Genomic DNA, 19,149 nt, shown 5'->3' with positions numbered 1-19,149 from the left:
TAAGATAACCGGCTCAAGCAAAATCACAGCAAAAGCACTTGTTAAAGCAAACCTAAAGGTTTGCTTTTTTGCGTGTGGCAAAAAAAATATAAGCTCTGTGTCAGAGCCTATTATGAAAGATAAAAAACAGTGCCAGATGTGAAATGGGTTACGCTAACCGTTACTACTTATTTAAGTGAGAGATAGAATACAAACCGCGGCTTTCATCCGTTTTACGTTTGATCTCTTCCAAGGCTTTAGCTTCACTCGCCTCAAATAAAGCATTAATCAAACGGTCGAAGTGATTGTGCATCGCCGTTCTTGCCGCTGAAGCGTCACGTTTGACTATGGCGTCATAAATAGCAGTATGTTCTTTGATACGCTGCGCTATACCTTTCGAGCATACATCCTGATAAGCGGCAACGACTTGCGGCTCATTCCGTCTGACTTTCCAAAGGTTGTAAATGGACAGGACAATGGCATTGTTACGTGTTGCACTAGAAATGATCTCGTGGAATTGTTGATCGGCTTCATCAGCCTTATCCAAATCTTCTGAAGATGACATATCATCCAGAGCCTGCTTGAGCGCTGCAAGCTCGGTGTCGCGGATTTTAACTGCGGCTAACGCTGCTGCTTCTCCCTCTACTAATGCCCGAGCCTGGGTGAGCTCAAATGCGCTGATAGATTCAAGTGAAGGTGCTGAGCCAGCAGAATCAGTGACATATACGCCTGAACCTGTTTTTACCTCTACTCTGTCTCTCACTTCTAGCGCGATAATCGCTTCGCGTATCGTTGGACGGCTAACATGATAAATTTCAACCAGCTCTCTTTCAGCGGGCAGGCGGCTTCCTGCAGGGTAAACGCCTTTGTCAATCAACGCTTCTAACTTTTCAACAACTGTCCAGAAACGTCTACGTTTCTTCATGATGGGTATCCCTTTAAGTCTTGCCATTGGCCGAACAGGTACTGACGCCGATTATACCCCGAACCTATCAAAAATTCTCAAAATGCCGGCATCTTATTCAGCTAGGGTCACTCTCCAGATTAGAAATTTCTAATTGGTTTTGCTAAACGCAATGGTCTTGTTTAAATCGGTTTTAGCTTTTTGGAGCGCTGCCAAGAAAACAGTTGGGTACTGCTTTGTGACTCTAACAGTTGCAGCGCAATTCTTATGTCGGCAGTGTAATACAGTGATGCGAAGCCAAGCCGATTGCGGCCAAGGTTATGAAATACCATACCAAAAGCAATATCACCGGCACTAAAGTCTTGATGATGTTCAGCAAAATAGGTCGCGGGTTTACTAAGATCTTCATCGATAAGCAGCGATCTTACTCTGCGGGGGCCGCCGTGATAAGCCTGGATCAGCAGCAGCCGATAAACCTGTTCCCGTTTTTCTTCTGGTAAGTGGCCGAAACGGGCCATGAATACGGGATGCAACATGCGATGGTTACGTTCAAATAACCAGAGCGCGCAATCGACCTGAGCGATGCGGTGTAACTGCTTATTTTTGGGAACGCCGCAATCTTTTAATACTTGTGGAGTCAGTTGTAATATACCTCTAGCATTGGCTTTTGAATGGGCCTCGCGCACGCCACCACTTTCAATAATCAACATACCGGCCAGATCGGCTAGAAGATCTTCTGGCAGGCTAATACGCTTTTGCTGCGCGCGACGGGCATATACCAAGCGCAGGGTGTCATGCAGTGAAGCTTGGTTTTTAGGTGTGCCTACTTTTATACCATCCCAGTTGCCAGACAGCCTACCTTCCGGATGCTTGCCCAGATAACGCGCAATGGCAAGCGATAAATCGACATAAGGTTGGTGGCAACGAATCGCGAAAGGATAGCCAAGTGTCTGGTTATTACCTTCCACCCAGGCATGCACCCGCCCTTGTTGTGCCATACCCTGACGAGTTTGATTCAGGATTAACTGGGTTTGCGGTGAATCTGAGGCATCTTCGATAAATTCTAAAAAGTTGCCGCGCATATCAAATAGCAAATGGCGATTGCGCTCGGTACAGTGTCCTGAACGCGTCAGGATCCAACGTCTAACATTCATTACGTTGTCATACACACCTTGGCTCTCGGCATAAGGCTTGCTGCGCACAACGTCAGTCCAGTTCTGGTAAGGTTGCACGAGTTGTTGCCCCAGAGCGCTTGCAGACAATAGGCATCCAAATAGTATAGCGGCGGTAACGGGCCAATAGCTGCTAGGTCGCATGGAACCCATATTTTCTCCGGTGTTGCAAAAGCTGGCGCAACGGTTGTTAGCTGAGGCTCAATAGCCAGAATGATGTATACCAGCAACAGTGGGCACTTTGCTAAGTACTGTTGCTGACACTGAGTATAATCTACGGCGCCTTTATTTAAACACTAATTAGAGGTTGTGATCTGTAAGCTCACCGAACTGTATTTAGACCATTTGCCTGTCATCCTAGAGGCAAATGGCAGCCCAGATCGTTCAACTTGATTCAATAAATACTGCTGGTAGCTTTCATCATCGCCATAACGGATCACTGAGGCAGCAATGGTGCTGCTTATATTATCATCAAATTTATTCTCTATGCCGTAATCTGCAGGTACTATTTCGTCAGGATAAAAGCCCTGCAATGGGCTAATAAAGCTTTGGAAAAAACGTGTGCCATCATTAAGCCGAAAGTGTTCAACTCGGGGCGCGAGAGTTAGCGAATGGCCAATCGTTTTGATATTGCTCGAGTTTATCATTAACGCCTTATCTTATGTTGTCAGCAAATATAATGCCGTTTTGTGCTGGTGCTGCTTTAAGAGCAGCATTGTCATGGTCTGAAGTTTTACCTTGCGCGTAAAAAAGCCAATGACGCTTAACTCAAGGGTATGAAATGTATTGTGCAGATTGCGAGTCGGTTGATGACTATTTTTTTGACGATGCCACTTTTTTTGGATATTCGTGCCCACCACGGAAACCTTCGCCAAACTTGCCAGATACGTTGGCAGTCAAAATTACACGGCAAAACAGATAAGTACACACTGCATCGCCGTTGAAATTAAAGCCAGTTCTATTTCTGCTTTCTTAACGGGTGTTAATGGTGCATTAGAGCAAGCCGAATTAGCCGGCACTAAGTTAACGACGATGGCTGAAGATGCTTTACCGGATATTTCTGCTATGTCGCGCATGACCATCTTTAATGTGCTGATCAATCGCTTTAAGGCAAAGTGGCTAATCAATAGTATTGAACATGAGAATTATGAAACATGGTTTCAGCCTATCGTTTATGCGCAGTCGGCATTAGAAGATCCCAGAATCTACTCTTATGAAGGGCTGTTTAGGATGCGCGACGAGACCAACAGTATCGTGCCGCCGCAATTAGCCTTTTTGCTTGCCGAACAAGCCGATTTATTGTTTTCATTGGACCTAGTAGCAAGGCGTGCTGCGGTTGAATACTTTGCTGCAGCTAAATTAAAAGGTAAGTTATTTATTAATTTTAATCCCTCAAGCATCTATGACCCTTCATATTGTTTGCGCTCTACCGCCGCTGCCATTTATGAGCTTGGGTTGACGCCTGCCGATATTGTGTTTGAAGTCACTGAAACACACCAAAGTAGCGATTTAAATCACTTAAAAGGCATTCTGGCGTTTTATCGCAATGCCGGCTTTCAAGTTGCAATGGATGATATTGGATCGGGTTGGTCTGGCTTGAATCTTCTGCAAAAAATACGTCCAGATTACGTGAAAATAGATATGGAACTGGTGCGTGATGTGCATCAAGATGTATTTAAGTAAAATATCGTTTCCAGCCTAGTGAATATCGCCAAAACCAGCGGAATCACAACTGTGGCTGAGGGTATTGAAACGGAAGACGAGGCCAGATGGCTTATTGATAATAAAATTGATTTATTGCAGGGGTATTTATTTGGCCGGCCTAAATTTTATAATCAGAAAGTTAGCCAAGAAAAACGTGAAAATATAAAAAGCTCAGTGTCGCCACTTAAGAATGCGGCAAAAAGATTTTAGTGGCTAGGGCTTGTTGATACATATAAACTCAACAGCCTTGCTGTTGATTTAGAAGGGAAATTATCGTGATCAGTGTCACAGACCTATGCTTTCATCGACAGGATGGCGAGCAAGTTCACCAAGTATTCGACGGCCTCAGTTTTGAGATCAAATCGCAAGAGCAAGTTGCGCTACTTGGAGACAGTGGCTCGGGTAAAACTACCTTACTTAATTTATTATCTGGCTTACTGTCACCTCACAGCGGTCAAATTGTCATTAATGGCGAACAGATTTCCTCATACAACGCTTTGCAGCTTGCCTACTACCGCCGCAAAATAGGTTTGATTTTTCAGCGTTATCAACTGCTCGATTGTCTTAGTGTAAAACAAAATATCTTGTTTCAGTATAAGTTAAATTTTCCAAGGCAACGACCTAAAGACTTTGAGTGCTTAACCGAGCAGCTGGGTTTAACGGATAAACTGCACAAGTTGCCTAATCAGCTGTCTGGTGGCGAGCAACAACGGGTAGGCATTGCCCGTGCTTTACTGAATCAACCTCAGCTTGTGTTAGCTGATGAGCCCACTGGCAACCTTGACCAGGCGCGCTCGCAGCAAGTGGTAGAACTGCTGACCAGCCTGTGTAAGACTCGGCGAATCAACTTGGTTATGGTGACACATTCTCAGCAATTAACGCGGTATTTCGATAGTGTGAAAGTGCTTGCTAATGGCCAGCTTAATGAACGAAATTAAGCTTATTTTACGAACCCATATGGCGTATTTTAAGCACCATCCGTGGTTGTTGTTACTGTTTATTGTGGGGTTAAGTTTAGGCAGCGCCTTACTAACAGCCATCGCTGGATTAAACCAAGAAGCGAAAAACCGGCACCAAATTTCCGCTGCGCTTATCGATAATACCGTTAGCCATATGGTGAAACCGCCAATAGGTCAAGCGTTTTTGGACGGTGCTTTATGGCTTAAATTAAGAGCCAATGGTTATACCAATGCGCAGCCGGTGTTGCGAGGGCAGTTGCAGCTGTCATCTGGTCACACCCTTTATCTGCAAGGTGTCGACAGCCTCATGTGGTTAACTCAGTCAGCAGCGCTAAGTACGCAGCAACATGCCGAGACCACAGAGGCCAGCTTTCGCTTCGATAACATCATCATTGATAGCAATAATGCTGCAAAGTTGATGCTGGATAGCGAAAGTCGGCAACTTACCCTACAAGACTCGGTTATCAAACCAAGCTTCACCTTAGCGGCTGACATTGGTGTGTGGTCAGTTACCGATCTTGCCTATGCAGACATGCTGCTAAACGCGAACGGTCAACTGAGCTTTATTGAGCTGATTGACTTAGCGCTCGAGCAGGCCCCATTAGTTGAGGCGATACTTGGAAATGATGCTCGTTTAGTGGCAGCACAAGAGCAAGACTTTGATGCTTTATCCGAGGCATTCTTTTTTAATTTGGGTGCGCTGGCGTTACTCGGCTACATTGTGGCGGCCTTTTTAAGTTTTAATGCCATCAAGCTATCAATCGCAGGGCGCAGAAACTTACTAATACAATTTCATGTTTTAGGTTTTTCGCAGCAGGCAATTTTTATTGCCATCGCTATTGAGTTTATCGTTATGGGTTTTTTAACGGCACTATTGGGTAGTTTGGCAGGCTATATTATTGCCAACACGTTATTAATGGACATTAACAGTACGCTGATGGGCTTATATCAATTAGAAAAAGCGCTCACCCTTAGCTGGCAGTGGCAAACTTTGTTATTGGGCTTTTTGTTAAACATCGTGACCCTCGGCCTCATGTTACTCACGCAAAAAAAGGTGCTGCATAGCCACCGTAAATGGCTGTTTTATATTGTACTAGGCGGTGTGCTAGCGGCCCTTAGCTATGGTTATTTTTACGCAAGCACCGAGTTTGATGCTCTGTTGATGTGTTTTTTAATCTTGGTATTTTTTGTGCTGATTACCCCAAGTTGTTTGCAAGGCTTGCTTAGCGTTAAAAATCCGTTTAGCCAGCCACTTTGGCAGTGGCTTTATGCCGACAGTAAATTCCAGTTAGCAGAGCTGCGAATTGCCATCGTCGCCATTTTAGTAGCCCTTGGCAGTGCCATTGGCATGCAAATCATGGTTAAAAGCTTCAGCGATACGCTAAATGCGCATCTTGAAACACAACTGAATGCCGATATTTACCTGCAAGTAGACGATGACGATCCAGCGTTACGCCAGCGCTTGGCAAAGGATACCCAAGTAGCGAGAGTCGGTATTTATATGGCCGCAGCCGGTTATATCGATAAAACACCTACGCGCCTTATTAGCTATGGAGATGGCGATGAAGCGTTTTCGCACATCAGCCTTACGTCAAATCAGCCGGTCAGTGCCGAGAATTTTGCCGAACAAGGCTGTATTGCCAATGAGCAGGCGGCTATAAAAGAGGGCTATAAAATTAATGACCGTGTGCGCTTTGTGCAAAACCAACATGAATTTGCGTGCCGGATCAGTGCCTTTGCCTATGATTATGGCAATACCGCATTAAGCCTGATTATCCAAGAGCAGACTTTGCGCGCGAGCCCATTTCACTGGCAAGTTTTTGGTTTGTCGTTAACTTTAGCTGAGCAAGTCAGTGTTGAGCAAATCACTGAACGACTGATCAATGTTTACCAGCTAGACAGTGCCACTATCGCCGCCAATAAGCACTTTAAAGCAGTGGCGAATAAGATGTTTAACGAAACGTTTCAAGTAACTAAGTTACTTAATGGTTTTATTTTAGCTATTGCTTTACTGAGTTTATGTATCAGCTTATTAAGCCTGAGTGCGTTGCATGTAAGTCAATTAGCGGTGCTGCATAGCTTAGGTGTTGATGCGGCCCAGCTGCAAAAGCTTAAGCTGTTACAAACCACCTTATTGGTATTTTTTACCTGTGCTTTTGCGATCCCATTAGGCTTTGCACTTGGGTTCACGCTGTTGGAATTTGTGATGCCCATCGCCTTTGGTTGGACTATCCATTTTAATTTAGATTTGCCGGCACTGCTCTATACCTGTCTGTTTATGCTATTAGCCGCAGTCCTCTGCGCGTATCTGCCGATTAAAAAGCTTACAGCTCATTTGCAGGTAAAGGGGCCTTAACTATTGATGAAGTATGTTCTCGTTTTTTTCAGCTTTTTATTACTCAGTTGCGAGCCTGCGCCGCACCTCGAAAACTTTCAGGCTTTGCAAACTGACAGTGGGCAACCCGTCGATAAACAGCGTGGTGTAATTTTCCCGCAGGATCATGGCCCGCACTTAGAGCAAGGTATTGAGTGGTGGTACGTGACGGCCAATCTTACCGCAGAAAGTGGCGAAACCTTTGGTGCACAGTGGACGTTGTTTAGAACACAAGCTCCCGTTAGCTTTGAGTCTTCTTGGTGGGATAACCAACTTTATTTTGCGCATTTCGCTCTGCAGCACGAGCAAACACATATTGCTTTTGAACGCTTTGCCCGAGCGGGGCAGGCCAGTATTGTTGCTAGCCCTTTTAATGCGCAATTAGATGATTGGTCGCTTAAAAGCACTGAACAGTCGTTTTTACCGTTGCAGATGCAAGCAAAACAACAAGACTATGCCATTGCTGTATCACTGAGTAATAGCCCGTTAACGTTACACGGGGAAAATGGCTATAGCCAAAAAACCGAGAGTGGTCATGCATCTTACTATTTTAGCTATCCATTTCTTGAGGCAGGCGGCGTTATCACCTTCAATGGTAAGCAATATAAGGTAACAGGTAACGCGTGGTACGATAGAGAATGGTCAGCAAGCTTATTAGATAAAAGCCAGTTTGGTTGGGATTGGTTTAGCCTGGTTAGCGATGAAAATGGCAAACAAGGTTTAATGCTCTTTTGTATTCGTGACGACAAAAATAACTATGATTATTGCAGCGGTAGCCGAATAGCGAAAAACGGGCAGGCCACGATGATTGCCAGAGAAGATATCAGCTTGTCGGTACTCGAGCGCATTACCCTTAACGACAGGAAATACCCCAGTAAGTGGCAGATTACCCTACCTAATTCAGCGCCGATTATGCTTGAAACTTTAACCAAAGACTCACGTAATCAATTGTCTGTGCCATATTGGGAAGGACGCGTGCGCGCTTCCGGTGGCTTTAATGGCTTAGGTTTTGCTGAGCTTACTGGGTATTAACGTTAAATATGGGGTTTTTAAGCGGCAGCTGCAACAGGTTTTGCTTGTCGAGGTATCCGCAAGTGATAGCAGCCTAGAGAGCTGCTATTTCTTAAGAGGTTCTTAGGACGATGCTTTGCATTAACTAAAATAACAATGCTTGAATAGTTAGTGGGTTATTAAAGGTATTTTAACTTGAGTTAATATGAACTATCGCTCCCTATTCACAGTAGAAATTTTAGGTTTGCGGCTTAACTTATGCAGGTTAATGATCTAAATAATCTCAATACAGTTAAACGTTATAGCCAAGACTATTTTTAAGAGGAAGAAAAATGCAATTTCGCCCCTGGATTGCCGCGGTTGCTGGTTGCCTCGTGCTGTTTATACTGTTGGCTTTTGTAAAGTTTACGCAAGTGCGGGCAGCGATTGCGTTTGGCGAGTCGTTTCCTGAGCCCAGCGAAACGGTGGCAGCAATAAAAGTTACCACCAGTCTTTGGCAAGACAGTTTGCAGGTGTTGGGTGAAGTTAAGGCAACACGCTCGCTAGAGGTACGCAATGAGCTTGAGGGGGTGATTACTGCTGTTGGTTTTCGCTCGGGTGGCTCGGTAGAAAAAGATCAGGTGTTATTGAGTTTAGATAGCGTTAATGAACAAGCGGCACTAGATGCTATTAACGCAGAAATTGCTTTAGCCACCCTGGATCTTTCTCGATTAACCCAACTGGTTAAAACGCAGGCGTCCAGCCGCGCGCAACTTGACCAAGTGAGCGCGCAACTTGCCATAAAACAAGCTAACGCCAGAGCAATACAGGCCACCATTGCAAAGAAAACCTTGATTGCGCCCTTTAGTGGCAGCACAGGTTTACATGAACTTGAGGTCGGAGGATTTTTAGCGGCGAACACATTAATCACCCGGTTAATTGGTAACTTAGACCAAGTTTGGATCGATTTTTCAGTACCACAAGCTGCTTATCAATTAAGCCTGTCGACCGCGCTTGAAATCAGTAGCGTGGCGTCTGCGAATATCAAACATCAGGCAAAGATCATTGCTATAGATCCGGTTATTTCTAGTATCTCTCGCAATTTACGAATTCGCGCCGAACTCGACAACCTTGATGCCCAGTTTAAACCCGGTGCCAGTGTGATGGTGAGTTTGCCCATTGCTGCGCCAATCAGCGTCATCCGCTTACCGAACACCGCGGTGCGTTATGATACGTTTGGTGCTTACGTGTATGTACTGGCGCAAGCTGCAGATGACAAGTTACGCGCCAATCGTCGGGCAGTAGAAGTTGGCGCGCATGATGATAAGCACATAGTGATTTTGTCGGGGCTGAGCCAGAATGAACAAGTGGCTACGGTAGGTTCTTTTAAATTACGTGATGGCATCTTAGTCAATCTTGCTACGGCTGATGATGCGGGGCCGTTGTAATGGCACAGCACACTTCTGATCCGCACAATATAAAAGAGGCCGCGTTGGATAACCGGCCCTCAATAATAGATATATTTTGTAAAAAACCGGTTCTGGCGATTGTACTTTCGCTGATCTTGGTACTGGTGGGGATCCGAGCTGCAATCGATATTCCGGTGCTACAATTTCCACAAATTACCAGCGCGTCGTTACAAATCACTACACCCTATATAGGCGCTTCCGCAGAGGTAGTGCAAGGCTTTATTAGTGAGCCAATTGAACGCGTTGCCAGTTCGGTTCCTGGGGTCGATTATGTTGAGTCGCGCAGCACCCCTGGGCTCAGTGCTGTAACGCTTTGGTTAAAGCTGAATCAAGATAGTACCAAGGCGTTGGCAGAGTTATCGGCCAAGCTGGATCAAATTCGTTTTGAATTACCAGAAGGCGCCGAAGATCCGTCGGTTGAGGTGGTAAGGGCTGACCGTCCTTTCGCGATTTTTTATTTGGTGGTGAATTACAACCAAGCAGACAGCCCGATGTCGCGTATGGAAGTCACTGACTATTTATCGCGCCGTGTTTCACCAGCTTTGGCTTCTATTCCGGGCGTACAGCGCATTGGCATTGAGGGCGGCAGGGCACCGGCGATGCGAATTTGGTTGAACCCTGCGAAGCTGGCTGCTTTTAATATTGCTGCGGACGAGGTGATGTTAGCACTACGGGCAAATAATTTAATCGCGACAGTTGGCCAAAGTGAAAACAATCAGCAACGCATTCCGCTGCTGACCGATACCTCATTATCAAATGTGACTGATTTTGAACAGCTGGTGTTAAGAAATATCGAAGGTGCGCAGGTGCGTCTAGCCGATGTTGCAGAAATCGAGATTGCTGAAGAAGAAAGCGAAACCAGTGCTCGGTTGAGCCACGATACTGTGTTGTTTATTTCTGTCTGGCCTTTACCAGGCGCCAACGAGATAGCTATTGGGGATAGTTTGTATGCCAAGCTGGAGGAAATAAACCCAACCTTGCCCAATGGCTTACGCATTACCGACGGTTACGATGGCACCTTGTATATGCGCAGTGCTTTAACCGAAATATTTATTACGCTGGCCGAAACCATTGTATTGGTGGGTATTGTTGTGGTGGCGATGATGGGATCGTTTCGCACGGCGTTAGTGCCTTTAGTGACTATCCCTATTTCGATTTTAGGCGCTATCGGTACTATGGCGCTGATGGGGTTTAGCCTGAATTTATTGACCGTGCTTGCCATCGTGTTATCCGTGGGTTTGGTGGTTGATGATGCCATCGTTGTGGTGGAAAATGTGGCTCGACATATGCGCAATGGCATGAGTCGACTCGACGCGGCCTTACTTAGTTCACGCCAGTTATTAGCGCCTATAATCAGCATGACCATTACCTTAGCTGCGGTATATGCTCCTATTGGTTTATTAAGTGGTTTAACAGGGGCTTTGTTTAAAGAGTTTGCCTTTACCTTAGCGATTGCCGTGTTAATTTCCGGCTTTGTTGCAATAACCTTATCACCGATTATGAGCGCTTATGCCTCGCCAGAGGGGGGCAAAGAAAGCCGGTTAACTCAACGCATCAATCATGTTTTTGATCGTCTGCAGCAGGCTTACAGTAAAGTATTGATTGTGACGCTTAAGTATAAAGCGCAGGTGTTATTTATTGCGGTATTTTTAGCGTTACTGAATGTACCGTTTTATCTGTTTTCATTAAAAGAGCTGGCGCCCACAGAAGATCAAAACAGCATTAATGTGGTGGTAGAGTCTGCTCCCGATGCCTCTTTAGCCTATACCATGCAGCATATGGATGCGGTAGTAGACACGATGCTGCAGTTGGATGGGGCGAAGTTTATGTGGCAAATTGTTAACCCTGCAGGAGCTTTTGGCGGCTTAGATTTAGTTGATCCGTCACAGCGTGCTGAAAAAACGCAGGATATGTTTTGGCAAGCCTTTGCTAATTTGTCGCAGGTGCCTGGCTTAAAAGCTTTTCCAGTGATGGAATCAGCCCTACCGACGTCCGGTAATTTTTCAGTAGAACTGGCCGTGCTTTCCACCGACTCTTACGTCGATATGAAACGCTACGCCGATCAGATGGTGGCGGCCGCTCAGGCTAGTGGTAAGTTCTTATTTGCCGAAACGGATTTGAAAATCGATTACCCGCAAGCGCGCTTCAAGCTTAATCGTCAGGCGATTGCGGATTTAGGCATGGATTTAGCCAGTGTTAGTGCCCAGCTTGAGGTATTGTTATCGGCTAATTTTGTCAATCGTTATAATCAAGATGGCCGCGCTTATCGCGTTATACCTATGCTAGATGAAAGCGCACGAGTGAATCCTGATGCCATATTGTCACTGTTGATCCGCACCCCCGCCGATCAGTTAATTCCTTTGCGTGCTATTGCCAGTTTAGAAACCGAAATTAGACCGCGTGTGTTAAGTAAGTTTCAGCAAAAAAATGCCTTTAGAATTTATGGCGAAGTGATCCCAGGCACCACCAAAGAGCAAGGCTTAGGTGCTTTAGAAGACGCCGCCGCGAAGATATTGCCAGCAGAATACAGTATTGATTATGCTGGCGAGTCACGACAAATTCGTTTAGAAGGCAACACCTTAGAAGGCGTACTAGTGGTCGCATTAGTCTTTGTGTTTTTTGTGCTAGCGGTGCAGTTTAATAGTTTTCGCGACCCTCTGGTGGTGTTGTTGGGCTCTGTGCCTTTAGCGATGGCTGGCGCCTTGATGTTTGCCTTTTTAGACTTCACGACAATCAATATTTATTCACAAGTTGGCTTTATCACCTTGGTGGGGCTGATTGCGAAAAACGGCATTTTAATTGTTGAGTTTGCTAATAAAATGCAACAGCAAGGTAAAGCAAAATTCGATGCTATACAGCTTGCAGCACAAGCGCGTTTACGCCCAGTGTTAATGACAACCGCTGCAACTGTGCTGGGGCATTTTCCTTTGGTGTTAGTGGTGGGCGCCGGCGCTGAAGCACGCAATAGTATCGGCATTATTTTAGTTGCAGGCATGTTGGTAGGCACGCTGTTTACTTTATTGGTGTTGCCTAGTGTTTATATGGTGCTGGCGTCAAACCATCAGCCAACTAAAAAGTAGCGAAAGCTCGTACTCAACTTTCTGCACATGTGTGACTGACATCTCACTAAAATTAATGAATTGAAAGCATGGTTTTCTTCTCAGCGTCAACTGAGAAAATGGTGATTTTAAGAAGTCTAATCGGTTAAATGGCTGCATTCTCATATGCTTAGGTTGAGTAATGCAGCTTCTCTCCACATTCAACATATCTGCTTAGCTAAAGTCACTACTGTTATATTTCTTTTGAGTATATCTAATGGTTTTAAATTATTTTTTGTTATATAAGAAAACCGTTATGGTGTCTTCCTTTTATAGTCTGGGTAGGTAGTAACCATGAAAAAACGTGTAGTAGTGAGTGTAGTAGCGGCCAGTATTTTTATGAGTTCTCCCGCTTTCGCAACCAATGGTTATTTTACACACGGTTATGGCATGACGCACAAAGGTATGGCGGGTGCTGGGGTGGCGGTCTCAGAAGAGCTGATGTCTGCGGCGAATAACCCAGCTAACTTGCTGGTAAAAGGCAGTGAATTGTCAGTTGGCTTAGAGCTGTTTGCGCCCGATCGCAATTATGCGGTGGCGGAGGTTAACGAATTTTTTCCTGGTGCATTTTACTTACAAGGTCCGGGTAAGCGTAGTGCAAAAAAGCTATTTGCTATTCCCGAGTTTGCTTTTGGCCAGCAGCTAAACGATCAAGTTAATGTGGGGATATTAATTTATGCGAATGGCGGCATGAATACGGAATACCAAGCCGACGCTATGCCCGAAGGCACTTTTTATGCGGGCACGACGGGGGTAGATTTAAAGCAATTATTTGTTAGCCCCACCCTAAGTTATCAGTGGACCGAGCAATTACGCTTAGGTGTGGCGCCGGTGCTGGTTGTACAGCAGTTTTCAGCACAAGGACTGGCGAGCTTTGCACCGTTTTCTCAAGCACCTACTTCGTTGTCAGATAATGGCTCCGATTTCAGTAGCGGTATTGGCTTGCAATTAGGTTTAACCTATTTAGTGTCGGATGCCTTCACTGTTGGAGCCAGTTATCGTTCTGCGGTAAGCATGGGGGAATTCGATCAATACGCGGGTTTGTTTGCTGAACAAGGCGATTTTGATTTACCCAGTGCCTTACAAGTCGGTTTGGCGTGGCAAATTAATCGGTCGCATCAAGTATTGTTAGATCTGCAGCATATCAATTACGGCGAAGTGAGCAGTGTAGCAAACCCAATCGGTAATATTATGTCAGCTCCTTTGGGTGCGTCGAATGGTGCAGGCTTTGGTTGGCAAGATATGACGGTATATAAACTGGGTTATCAATGGCAGCGAACCGAGCAGCAAAAGATCCGGTTTGGTGTTTCTTACGGTGAGCAACCTATTTCGTCATCGCAGGTGTTATTCAACATTTTAGCGCCCGGGGTACAGGAATGGCATTTCACTACAGGTTTAAGCCAGTCGTTAGCTGCGAATGTACAGATGAACCTAACAGCGTTTTATTCACCTACTAAAACAGTTACTGGGGCAAATTTTTTAGCGCCAAATCAACAGTTAAGCATTGCTATGCAACAGCATGGCGTAGGGGCATCAGTAGCGTGGGCGTTTTAAGTTTAATTAAATACTGATTACGCTGGCGCTAGCCGTAAGTGTTAGCTGCAGGTTTTTGTAGTTAACGCCTAAGCGTTTTAGTTTGGTACTTGCGCGCGTTTAATACTGAATGGAAACACAGAAAAACACACCTAAATAAACCCGCAACCTAACTCGAGCTATTTTTAGGTGTGTTTTTGTTTTTCTAAGCGAGTGGTACCGCTTTAGGGTTTGGCCCGTACTGGTTATCTTCAACACTATCAAAAATAAAGAAAACTAATAATACTATTCCGCCAATTAAAGGAACTAAGCCAATAAGTAACCACCAGCCGGTGCGGCCGGTGTCATGTAGGCGACGAGCACCAATAGCGAGAGACGGAATAAGTAGGGTTAGGCTGAATAGTAAAGAAATAATAAAGGTGCCTAATATACCGTCAACAATTACTGCGCCGATATAGAATAAAACATAAAACAAAAAAACATCCAGTATTCTTGACGACGAGCCCTGCCAGTGAAATCTGCGTATTTTTTTATAGCATCCAAAAAGTAATTCATAATTTAACTTCTTTCATTAATGATATTCTTATCAAATATCTGGTTATGGGTAAAACCCGCTAGTACACATTAAGTGTTCTTAAAGGAATGTTGTTCGTAGAACAAGCATGCGCTAGGCGTTAAGTTAGAAAAACCAACTTTTCGGTTCGGCAATGGGTAGCCCTTTATCTAAAGCCTGCATACCTTTTACAGAACGAACAATTAGCCATATCGCCCAAAATAGCAGTATAAACCAACCAATTAATACCAAAGCTAAAATACCGCCAAGTATGATATACAAGGCGCCAATCCAAAATGTTCTAATTTGAAAATGATAATGTGTTTGTAACCAAGCTGGCGCATCGCTTTTATTCACGTAAGCAATCACAACACCAACAATGCCGGCGATGCCAAATAATAAACCGACTAAATAAAGAATATAAACAAGCTTTGCATTTCCTTTCTCGGTGGTGTTTTCCCTAACTATCTCATTCATATCGTTATCCTCATAAAAAGTAGTGATTATTAATATATGAATTATTTAATTCAGGCAACAAATAAATTGGCAAATGTATAAAATTTACTGATTTTATTGAGCAGGCTTCAATTAAATAGCTTTAACACTATAAAGCCTATTATTGTCATTTAGAATGAATTAAGTTAATTATTTTTAATCTGGTTGTGTCATGTGGTGTTTTATTATGCTGTGATAGTTCGTTGCAAGGCTAAGTTGATCTACCTTTGAAGTTACGATTTTATGAAATTAAGCGCTAATTTGTTCAACTAAGGTTTGATAGGCCAAATCATGATGTGATGTATAAAATTGCTTTTAAATGGTGTTATCGTAATGGTGTGATTCCAACTTAATTGAATAAAAAAACAGGCGCTTAAAGCGCCTGTTTTATTTCGGTTAACAACAGTCAGGTTTAGCCATCAATTTTTAAATGACCACTACTAATCAAGCTATCAATAATGGCTTGTGTATCATTACCAAAGCTACTCAGGTCAACGTTTTCAAGCGTGATTTTTTGCGTTACGTTGCCACTACCCGTATGTTTAATATCTATCGTGGTGTTGCCATCGACAGTACTGAAACTGAGGTAATTGGTAATGTTGTCGCTATTCTCACCTTGTAGCAAGTCACGTAAATCGATGACATCTCCTTGTGCCATGCTAAAGTCTTTAATCACGTCAAAAGCCGCTGCACTGCTGCTTCCTTGATCGCCAAGTTGCCAAGCGAACACGTCTGCACCTTCACCACCGATAAGCGTATCATTGCCAACACCACCAAACAGCACATCGTTGCCGCTGCCTGCATTAATGGTGTCATTGCCTTGTCCGCCATAGATAACATCATTGCCTGCACCCGCGTTGATCACGTCATTGCCACCGTAAGCATTGATCAGATCACCCTGATCCGTACCGATAATGGTTTGCGAAGAATCATTGCCGCTGGTAACCGTATTGGTCGTTTGCGACAGGTCGATAATAAGCGTATCGGATACTGCAGTAGTAGAAGTGCCATCAGTTGTGGTCGCCGTAACGGTTAAGTTAAGCTGGCCAACAAAATCAACTGGGGTTAGTAAGCTTAACCCTTCCAATTGTTCTTGGGTTAGGGTCCAGCTGCCATCGGCATTTTTTATGCCTGCGGTGAGCAGGGCGTTGCTCGGTATGCCTGTAATGGTGATAAACATGCTTTCACTGGCATCAGTAAGTGCAGCATTAATGGTTAAATCAACCATATCGCCATAGGTAACACCATTGACCGTGATCGTACTCGACGATAAGTTGAGTTGTGAGTCTTTACCGCTATCTCTACCGTTGAGAATAACCCAGTCAAATTTATAATCACCATCTTGCGTTGCGGTAAAGTTAAAGGTGCCATTACCATTAACGCCTGCGCCCAAGAACTCTGAGGACGTAATGATTTGTGTGGTTTTGCTGCCATCCGGTGCGGTAATAATCACTAACACAAAGTCGCTGAAGCCTTGTTGGATTTCACTTGTATTGTTTTCACCATTAATGAAATTCCAATTAAAGCCAACCGACATGCCGCTATTTAAGCTAACCGTGCTAGACGTATAGTTTCCGTCGATGGCATTGGTGTTGCCTGATACATTCAGTGCACCCGAGGGTGGGTTGAAGCCATCTAGGAAGCCACTGCTTAAACCAAGAGCTTGTTCAATAGAGGCTTGGCTTAAACCAGATCCTATCAAGCTACCGTTCGCGCCAGTAGTAATAGAGGTTGCGCCGACTTTAGTTGAAACAGCATCACCGACTTGCAGAATTGCTGCGTCTGCCACTCCTGCCAAAGTAATGTTTAATGCGGCAGTCGATGAACCACCTTGTCCATCTGTTAGGGTATAGGTTACAGAAGGCAGTGAACCACTCCAATTTGCTACAGGAGTAAAAGTAAAGTTACCTTCAGCGTCTAAGGTTAATTTACCTTGGTTTTCAATAATCACTTCTGCGCCGGCTAGATAAGTTTGCCCATTTATCACAAAGCTTTGTAAGGTTAGGGCATTCCCATCTACATCGACGTCATTGGTGAGCACATTACCTGTAATAACTTCATCTTCGTTACCGTTAACTACATTATTCTTAGCGACTGGCGCATTATTGATACTGGCTGAGTCGCCACTACCTTCATTACCCACGAGATCAGTGTAACTGCCATTTGCCACAGTAAATGAAATAGGTGCAGTGCCACTTGCCACGAAGGTGGCTGTCCATACATTCGGATTAGTTGGATCTTGTTTTAATCCGGACAGCACGCCACCGGTAACGGCAATATCAGTCAGATCAAAGCCTGAAATTTCCTCATTAAAGGTAAACGTGATCGTTGCAGATTGGCCACTTTCAAGCGTTGCTTGATCAGATGTGATATCAACACTTGGCGGTGTGAGATCTAAAGCAACTATCGCGTTATCAATTAACGGATTACCGTTGTTGTCCACAGCCGTCGCGTCAATGGTTAGTGGACCATCGGCTAGGGTGCTGACATCGACACCTTCTAAGGCATAACTGCCATCGGCTAATACCGTAGCTTGGGCAATGACCGTCTTACCGTTTTGATCGGTGATGGTGATGTTAATTACCGTGCCCGGCGCCACGTCGGTGGTTGTGCCCGATACATCGAGGGTGCCATCGGTATTATCAACCGTCGCAGCGATAACTAGGGTGCCTTCCACCGCATCCAATGTAGCATTGGTGTCTGCCGCGAGTGGGTTACCGTTGTTATCGACTGCCGTCGCGTCAATGGTCAGTGGGCCATCGGCTAAGGTGCTGACATCGACACCTTCTAAAGCGAAGCTGCCATCAGCTAATACCGTGGCTTGAGCAATCACCGTTTTACCGTTTTGATCGGTGATGGTGATGTTAATCACGGTACCCGGAGCAACATCGGTGGTGGTACCCGATAAATCGAGGGTGCCATCGGTGTTATCGACGGTCGCAGCGATATCTAATGAACCGGCAATCGCATCGAGTGTGGCTGAAGTATCGGCGGCCAATGGATTGTCGTTGTTATCGACCGCCGTCGCATCAATGGTTAATGGGCCATCGGCTAAGGTGCTGACATCGACATCGGCTAACTGGTAACTGCCATCAGCCAGCACGGTGGCTTGGGCGATGACTGTTTTACCGTTTTGATCGGTGATAGTGATATTAATCACCGTGCCTGGAGCAACATCGGTGGTGGTGCCCGATACATCGAGGGTGCCATCGGTATTATCAACCGTCGCAGCGATATCTAATGAGCCAGCAATGGCATCGAGTGTAGCTGAAGTATCGGCGGCCAATGGATTGCCGTTGTTATCAACCGCCGTCGCATCAATGGTTAATGGGCCATCGGCTAAGGTGCTGACATCGACACCGTCTAAGGCATAGCTGCCATCGGCTAATACGGTAGCTTGAGTAATCACCGTTTTACCGTTTTGATCGGTGATGGTGATGTTAATTACCGTGCCCGGCGCCACGTCGGTGGTGGTGCCCGATACATCGAGGGTGCCATCGGTGTTATCGACGGTCGCAGCGATATCCAATGAGCCGGCAACCGCATCAAGTGTGGCTGAAGTATCAGCAGCCAATGGATTGCCGTTGTTATCAACTGCCGTCGCATCAATGGTTAATGGGCCATCGGCTAAGGTGCTGACATCGACATCGGCTAACTGGTAACTGCCATCAGCCAGCACGGTGGCTTGGGCGATGACTGTTTTACCATTTTGATCGGTGATAGTGATATTAATCACCGTGCCTGGAGCAACATCGGTGGTGGTGCCGCTGAGGTCAAGCGTACCGTCGGTGTTATCCACGGTCGCGGCGATATCCAATGAACCGGCAACCGCATCGAGTGTAGCTGAAGTATCTGCCGCGAGTGGGTTACCGTTGTTATCGACTGCCGTCGCATCAATGGTTAATGGGCCATCGGCTAA

General features: G+C 45.2%; 12 protein-coding genes and 1 pseudogene. 7 read left to right on the top strand and 6 right to left on the bottom strand.

Annotated elements, in window-relative coordinates; all coding sequences use genetic code 11:
• Positions 1-163: 163 nt before the first annotated feature.
• The 3 genes from ORJ01_RS15220 to ORJ01_RS15210 all read right to left on the bottom strand — a co-directional run bounded on the left by ORJ01_RS15220 (position 164) and on the right by ORJ01_RS15210 (position 2,702).
• Complete coding sequence (locus ORJ01_RS15220) at positions 164-904, bottom strand: FadR/GntR family transcriptional regulator (protein WP_306178764.1); 741 nt, start codon at positions 902-904, stop codon at positions 164-166.
• Between the two features lie 161 nt (positions 905-1,065).
• Positions 1,066-2,145, bottom strand: coding sequence for a transglycosylase SLT domain-containing protein (locus ORJ01_RS15215; protein WP_306178763.1), 1,080 nt, complete (start codon positions 2,143-2,145; stop codon positions 1,066-1,068).
• A 206-nt stretch (positions 2,146-2,351) separates the two neighbouring features.
• The gene (locus ORJ01_RS15210; RefSeq protein WP_306178761.1) at positions 2,352-2,702 is read right to left on the bottom strand and encodes a hypothetical protein; all 351 of its coding nucleotides are present in this window, start codon (positions 2,700-2,702) and stop codon (positions 2,352-2,354) included.
• Between the two features lie 385 nt (positions 2,703-3,087).
• On the opposite strand from ORJ01_RS15210, the pseudogene ORJ01_RS15205 reads away from it, so the two are divergent.
• The 7 genes and pseudogenes from ORJ01_RS15205 (at position 3,088) to ORJ01_RS15175 (ending at position 14,203) form a co-directional block, all read left to right on the top strand.
• Positions 3,088-3,969 (top strand): annotated as a pseudogene (locus ORJ01_RS15205) (EAL domain-containing protein).
• Positions 3,970-4,034: 65 nt separating this feature from the next.
• Positions 4,035-4,697 (top strand): ABC transporter ATP-binding protein, encoded by a 663-nt coding sequence (locus ORJ01_RS15200; protein ID WP_306178760.1) that lies wholly within the window; start codon positions 4,035-4,037, stop codon positions 4,695-4,697.
• Between the two features lie 19 nt (positions 4,698-4,716).
• A complete protein-coding gene (locus ORJ01_RS15195) occupies positions 4,717-7,074 on the top strand; it encodes an FtsX-like permease family protein (protein WP_306178759.1) in 2,358 nt (785 codons plus the stop codon).
• Between the two features lie 6 nt (positions 7,075-7,080).
• The gene (locus ORJ01_RS15190; RefSeq protein WP_306178815.1) at positions 7,081-8,124 is read left to right on the top strand and encodes a lipocalin-like domain-containing protein; all 1,044 of its coding nucleotides are present in this window, start codon (positions 7,081-7,083) and stop codon (positions 8,122-8,124) included.
• A 311-nt stretch (positions 8,125-8,435) separates the two neighbouring features.
• Positions 8,436-9,530 (top strand): efflux RND transporter periplasmic adaptor subunit, encoded by a 1,095-nt coding sequence (locus ORJ01_RS15185; RefSeq protein WP_306178758.1) that lies wholly within the window; start codon positions 8,436-8,438, stop codon positions 9,528-9,530.
• Positions 9,530-12,631, top strand: coding sequence for an efflux RND transporter permease subunit (locus ORJ01_RS15180; protein ID WP_306178757.1), 3,102 nt, complete (start codon positions 9,530-9,532; stop codon positions 12,629-12,631). The genes ORJ01_RS15185 and ORJ01_RS15180 overlap by 1 nt, the downstream gene beginning before the upstream one ends.
• A 312-nt stretch (positions 12,632-12,943) precedes the next feature.
• Entirely contained in the window at positions 12,944-14,203 is a 1,260-nt protein-coding gene (locus ORJ01_RS15175; protein WP_306178756.1) for an OmpP1/FadL family transporter, read from the top strand.
• Positions 14,204-14,387: 184 nt separating this feature from the next.
• On the opposite strand, the gene ORJ01_RS15170 is transcribed toward ORJ01_RS15175, so the two are convergent.
• The 3 genes from ORJ01_RS15170 to ORJ01_RS15160 all read right to left on the bottom strand — a co-directional run.
• Complete coding sequence (locus ORJ01_RS15170) at positions 14,388-14,657, bottom strand: DUF805 domain-containing protein (protein WP_371930776.1); 270 nt, start codon at positions 14,655-14,657, stop codon at positions 14,388-14,390.
• Between the two features lie 204 nt (positions 14,658-14,861).
• On the bottom strand, positions 14,862-15,212 hold the full coding sequence (locus tag ORJ01_RS15165) for a hypothetical protein (protein WP_306178755.1): 351 nt from the start codon (positions 15,210-15,212) through the stop codon (positions 14,862-14,864).
• A 430-nt stretch (positions 15,213-15,642) separates the two neighbouring features.
• Positions 15,643-19,149, bottom strand: a 3,507-nt coding sequence (locus tag ORJ01_RS15160) for a type I secretion C-terminal target domain-containing protein (protein WP_306178754.1), incomplete at its 5' end; no start/stop codon positions are given.

Origin of the sequence: Alishewanella sp. SMS8 (assembly GCF_030737935.1) — a bacterium.
Lineage (GTDB): Bacteria > Pseudomonadota > Gammaproteobacteria > Enterobacterales > Alteromonadaceae > Alishewanella > Alishewanella maricola.
The sequence above is the reverse complement of the archived record's forward strand: the minus strand, read 5'-3'. Positions and strand labels throughout refer to the sequence as shown.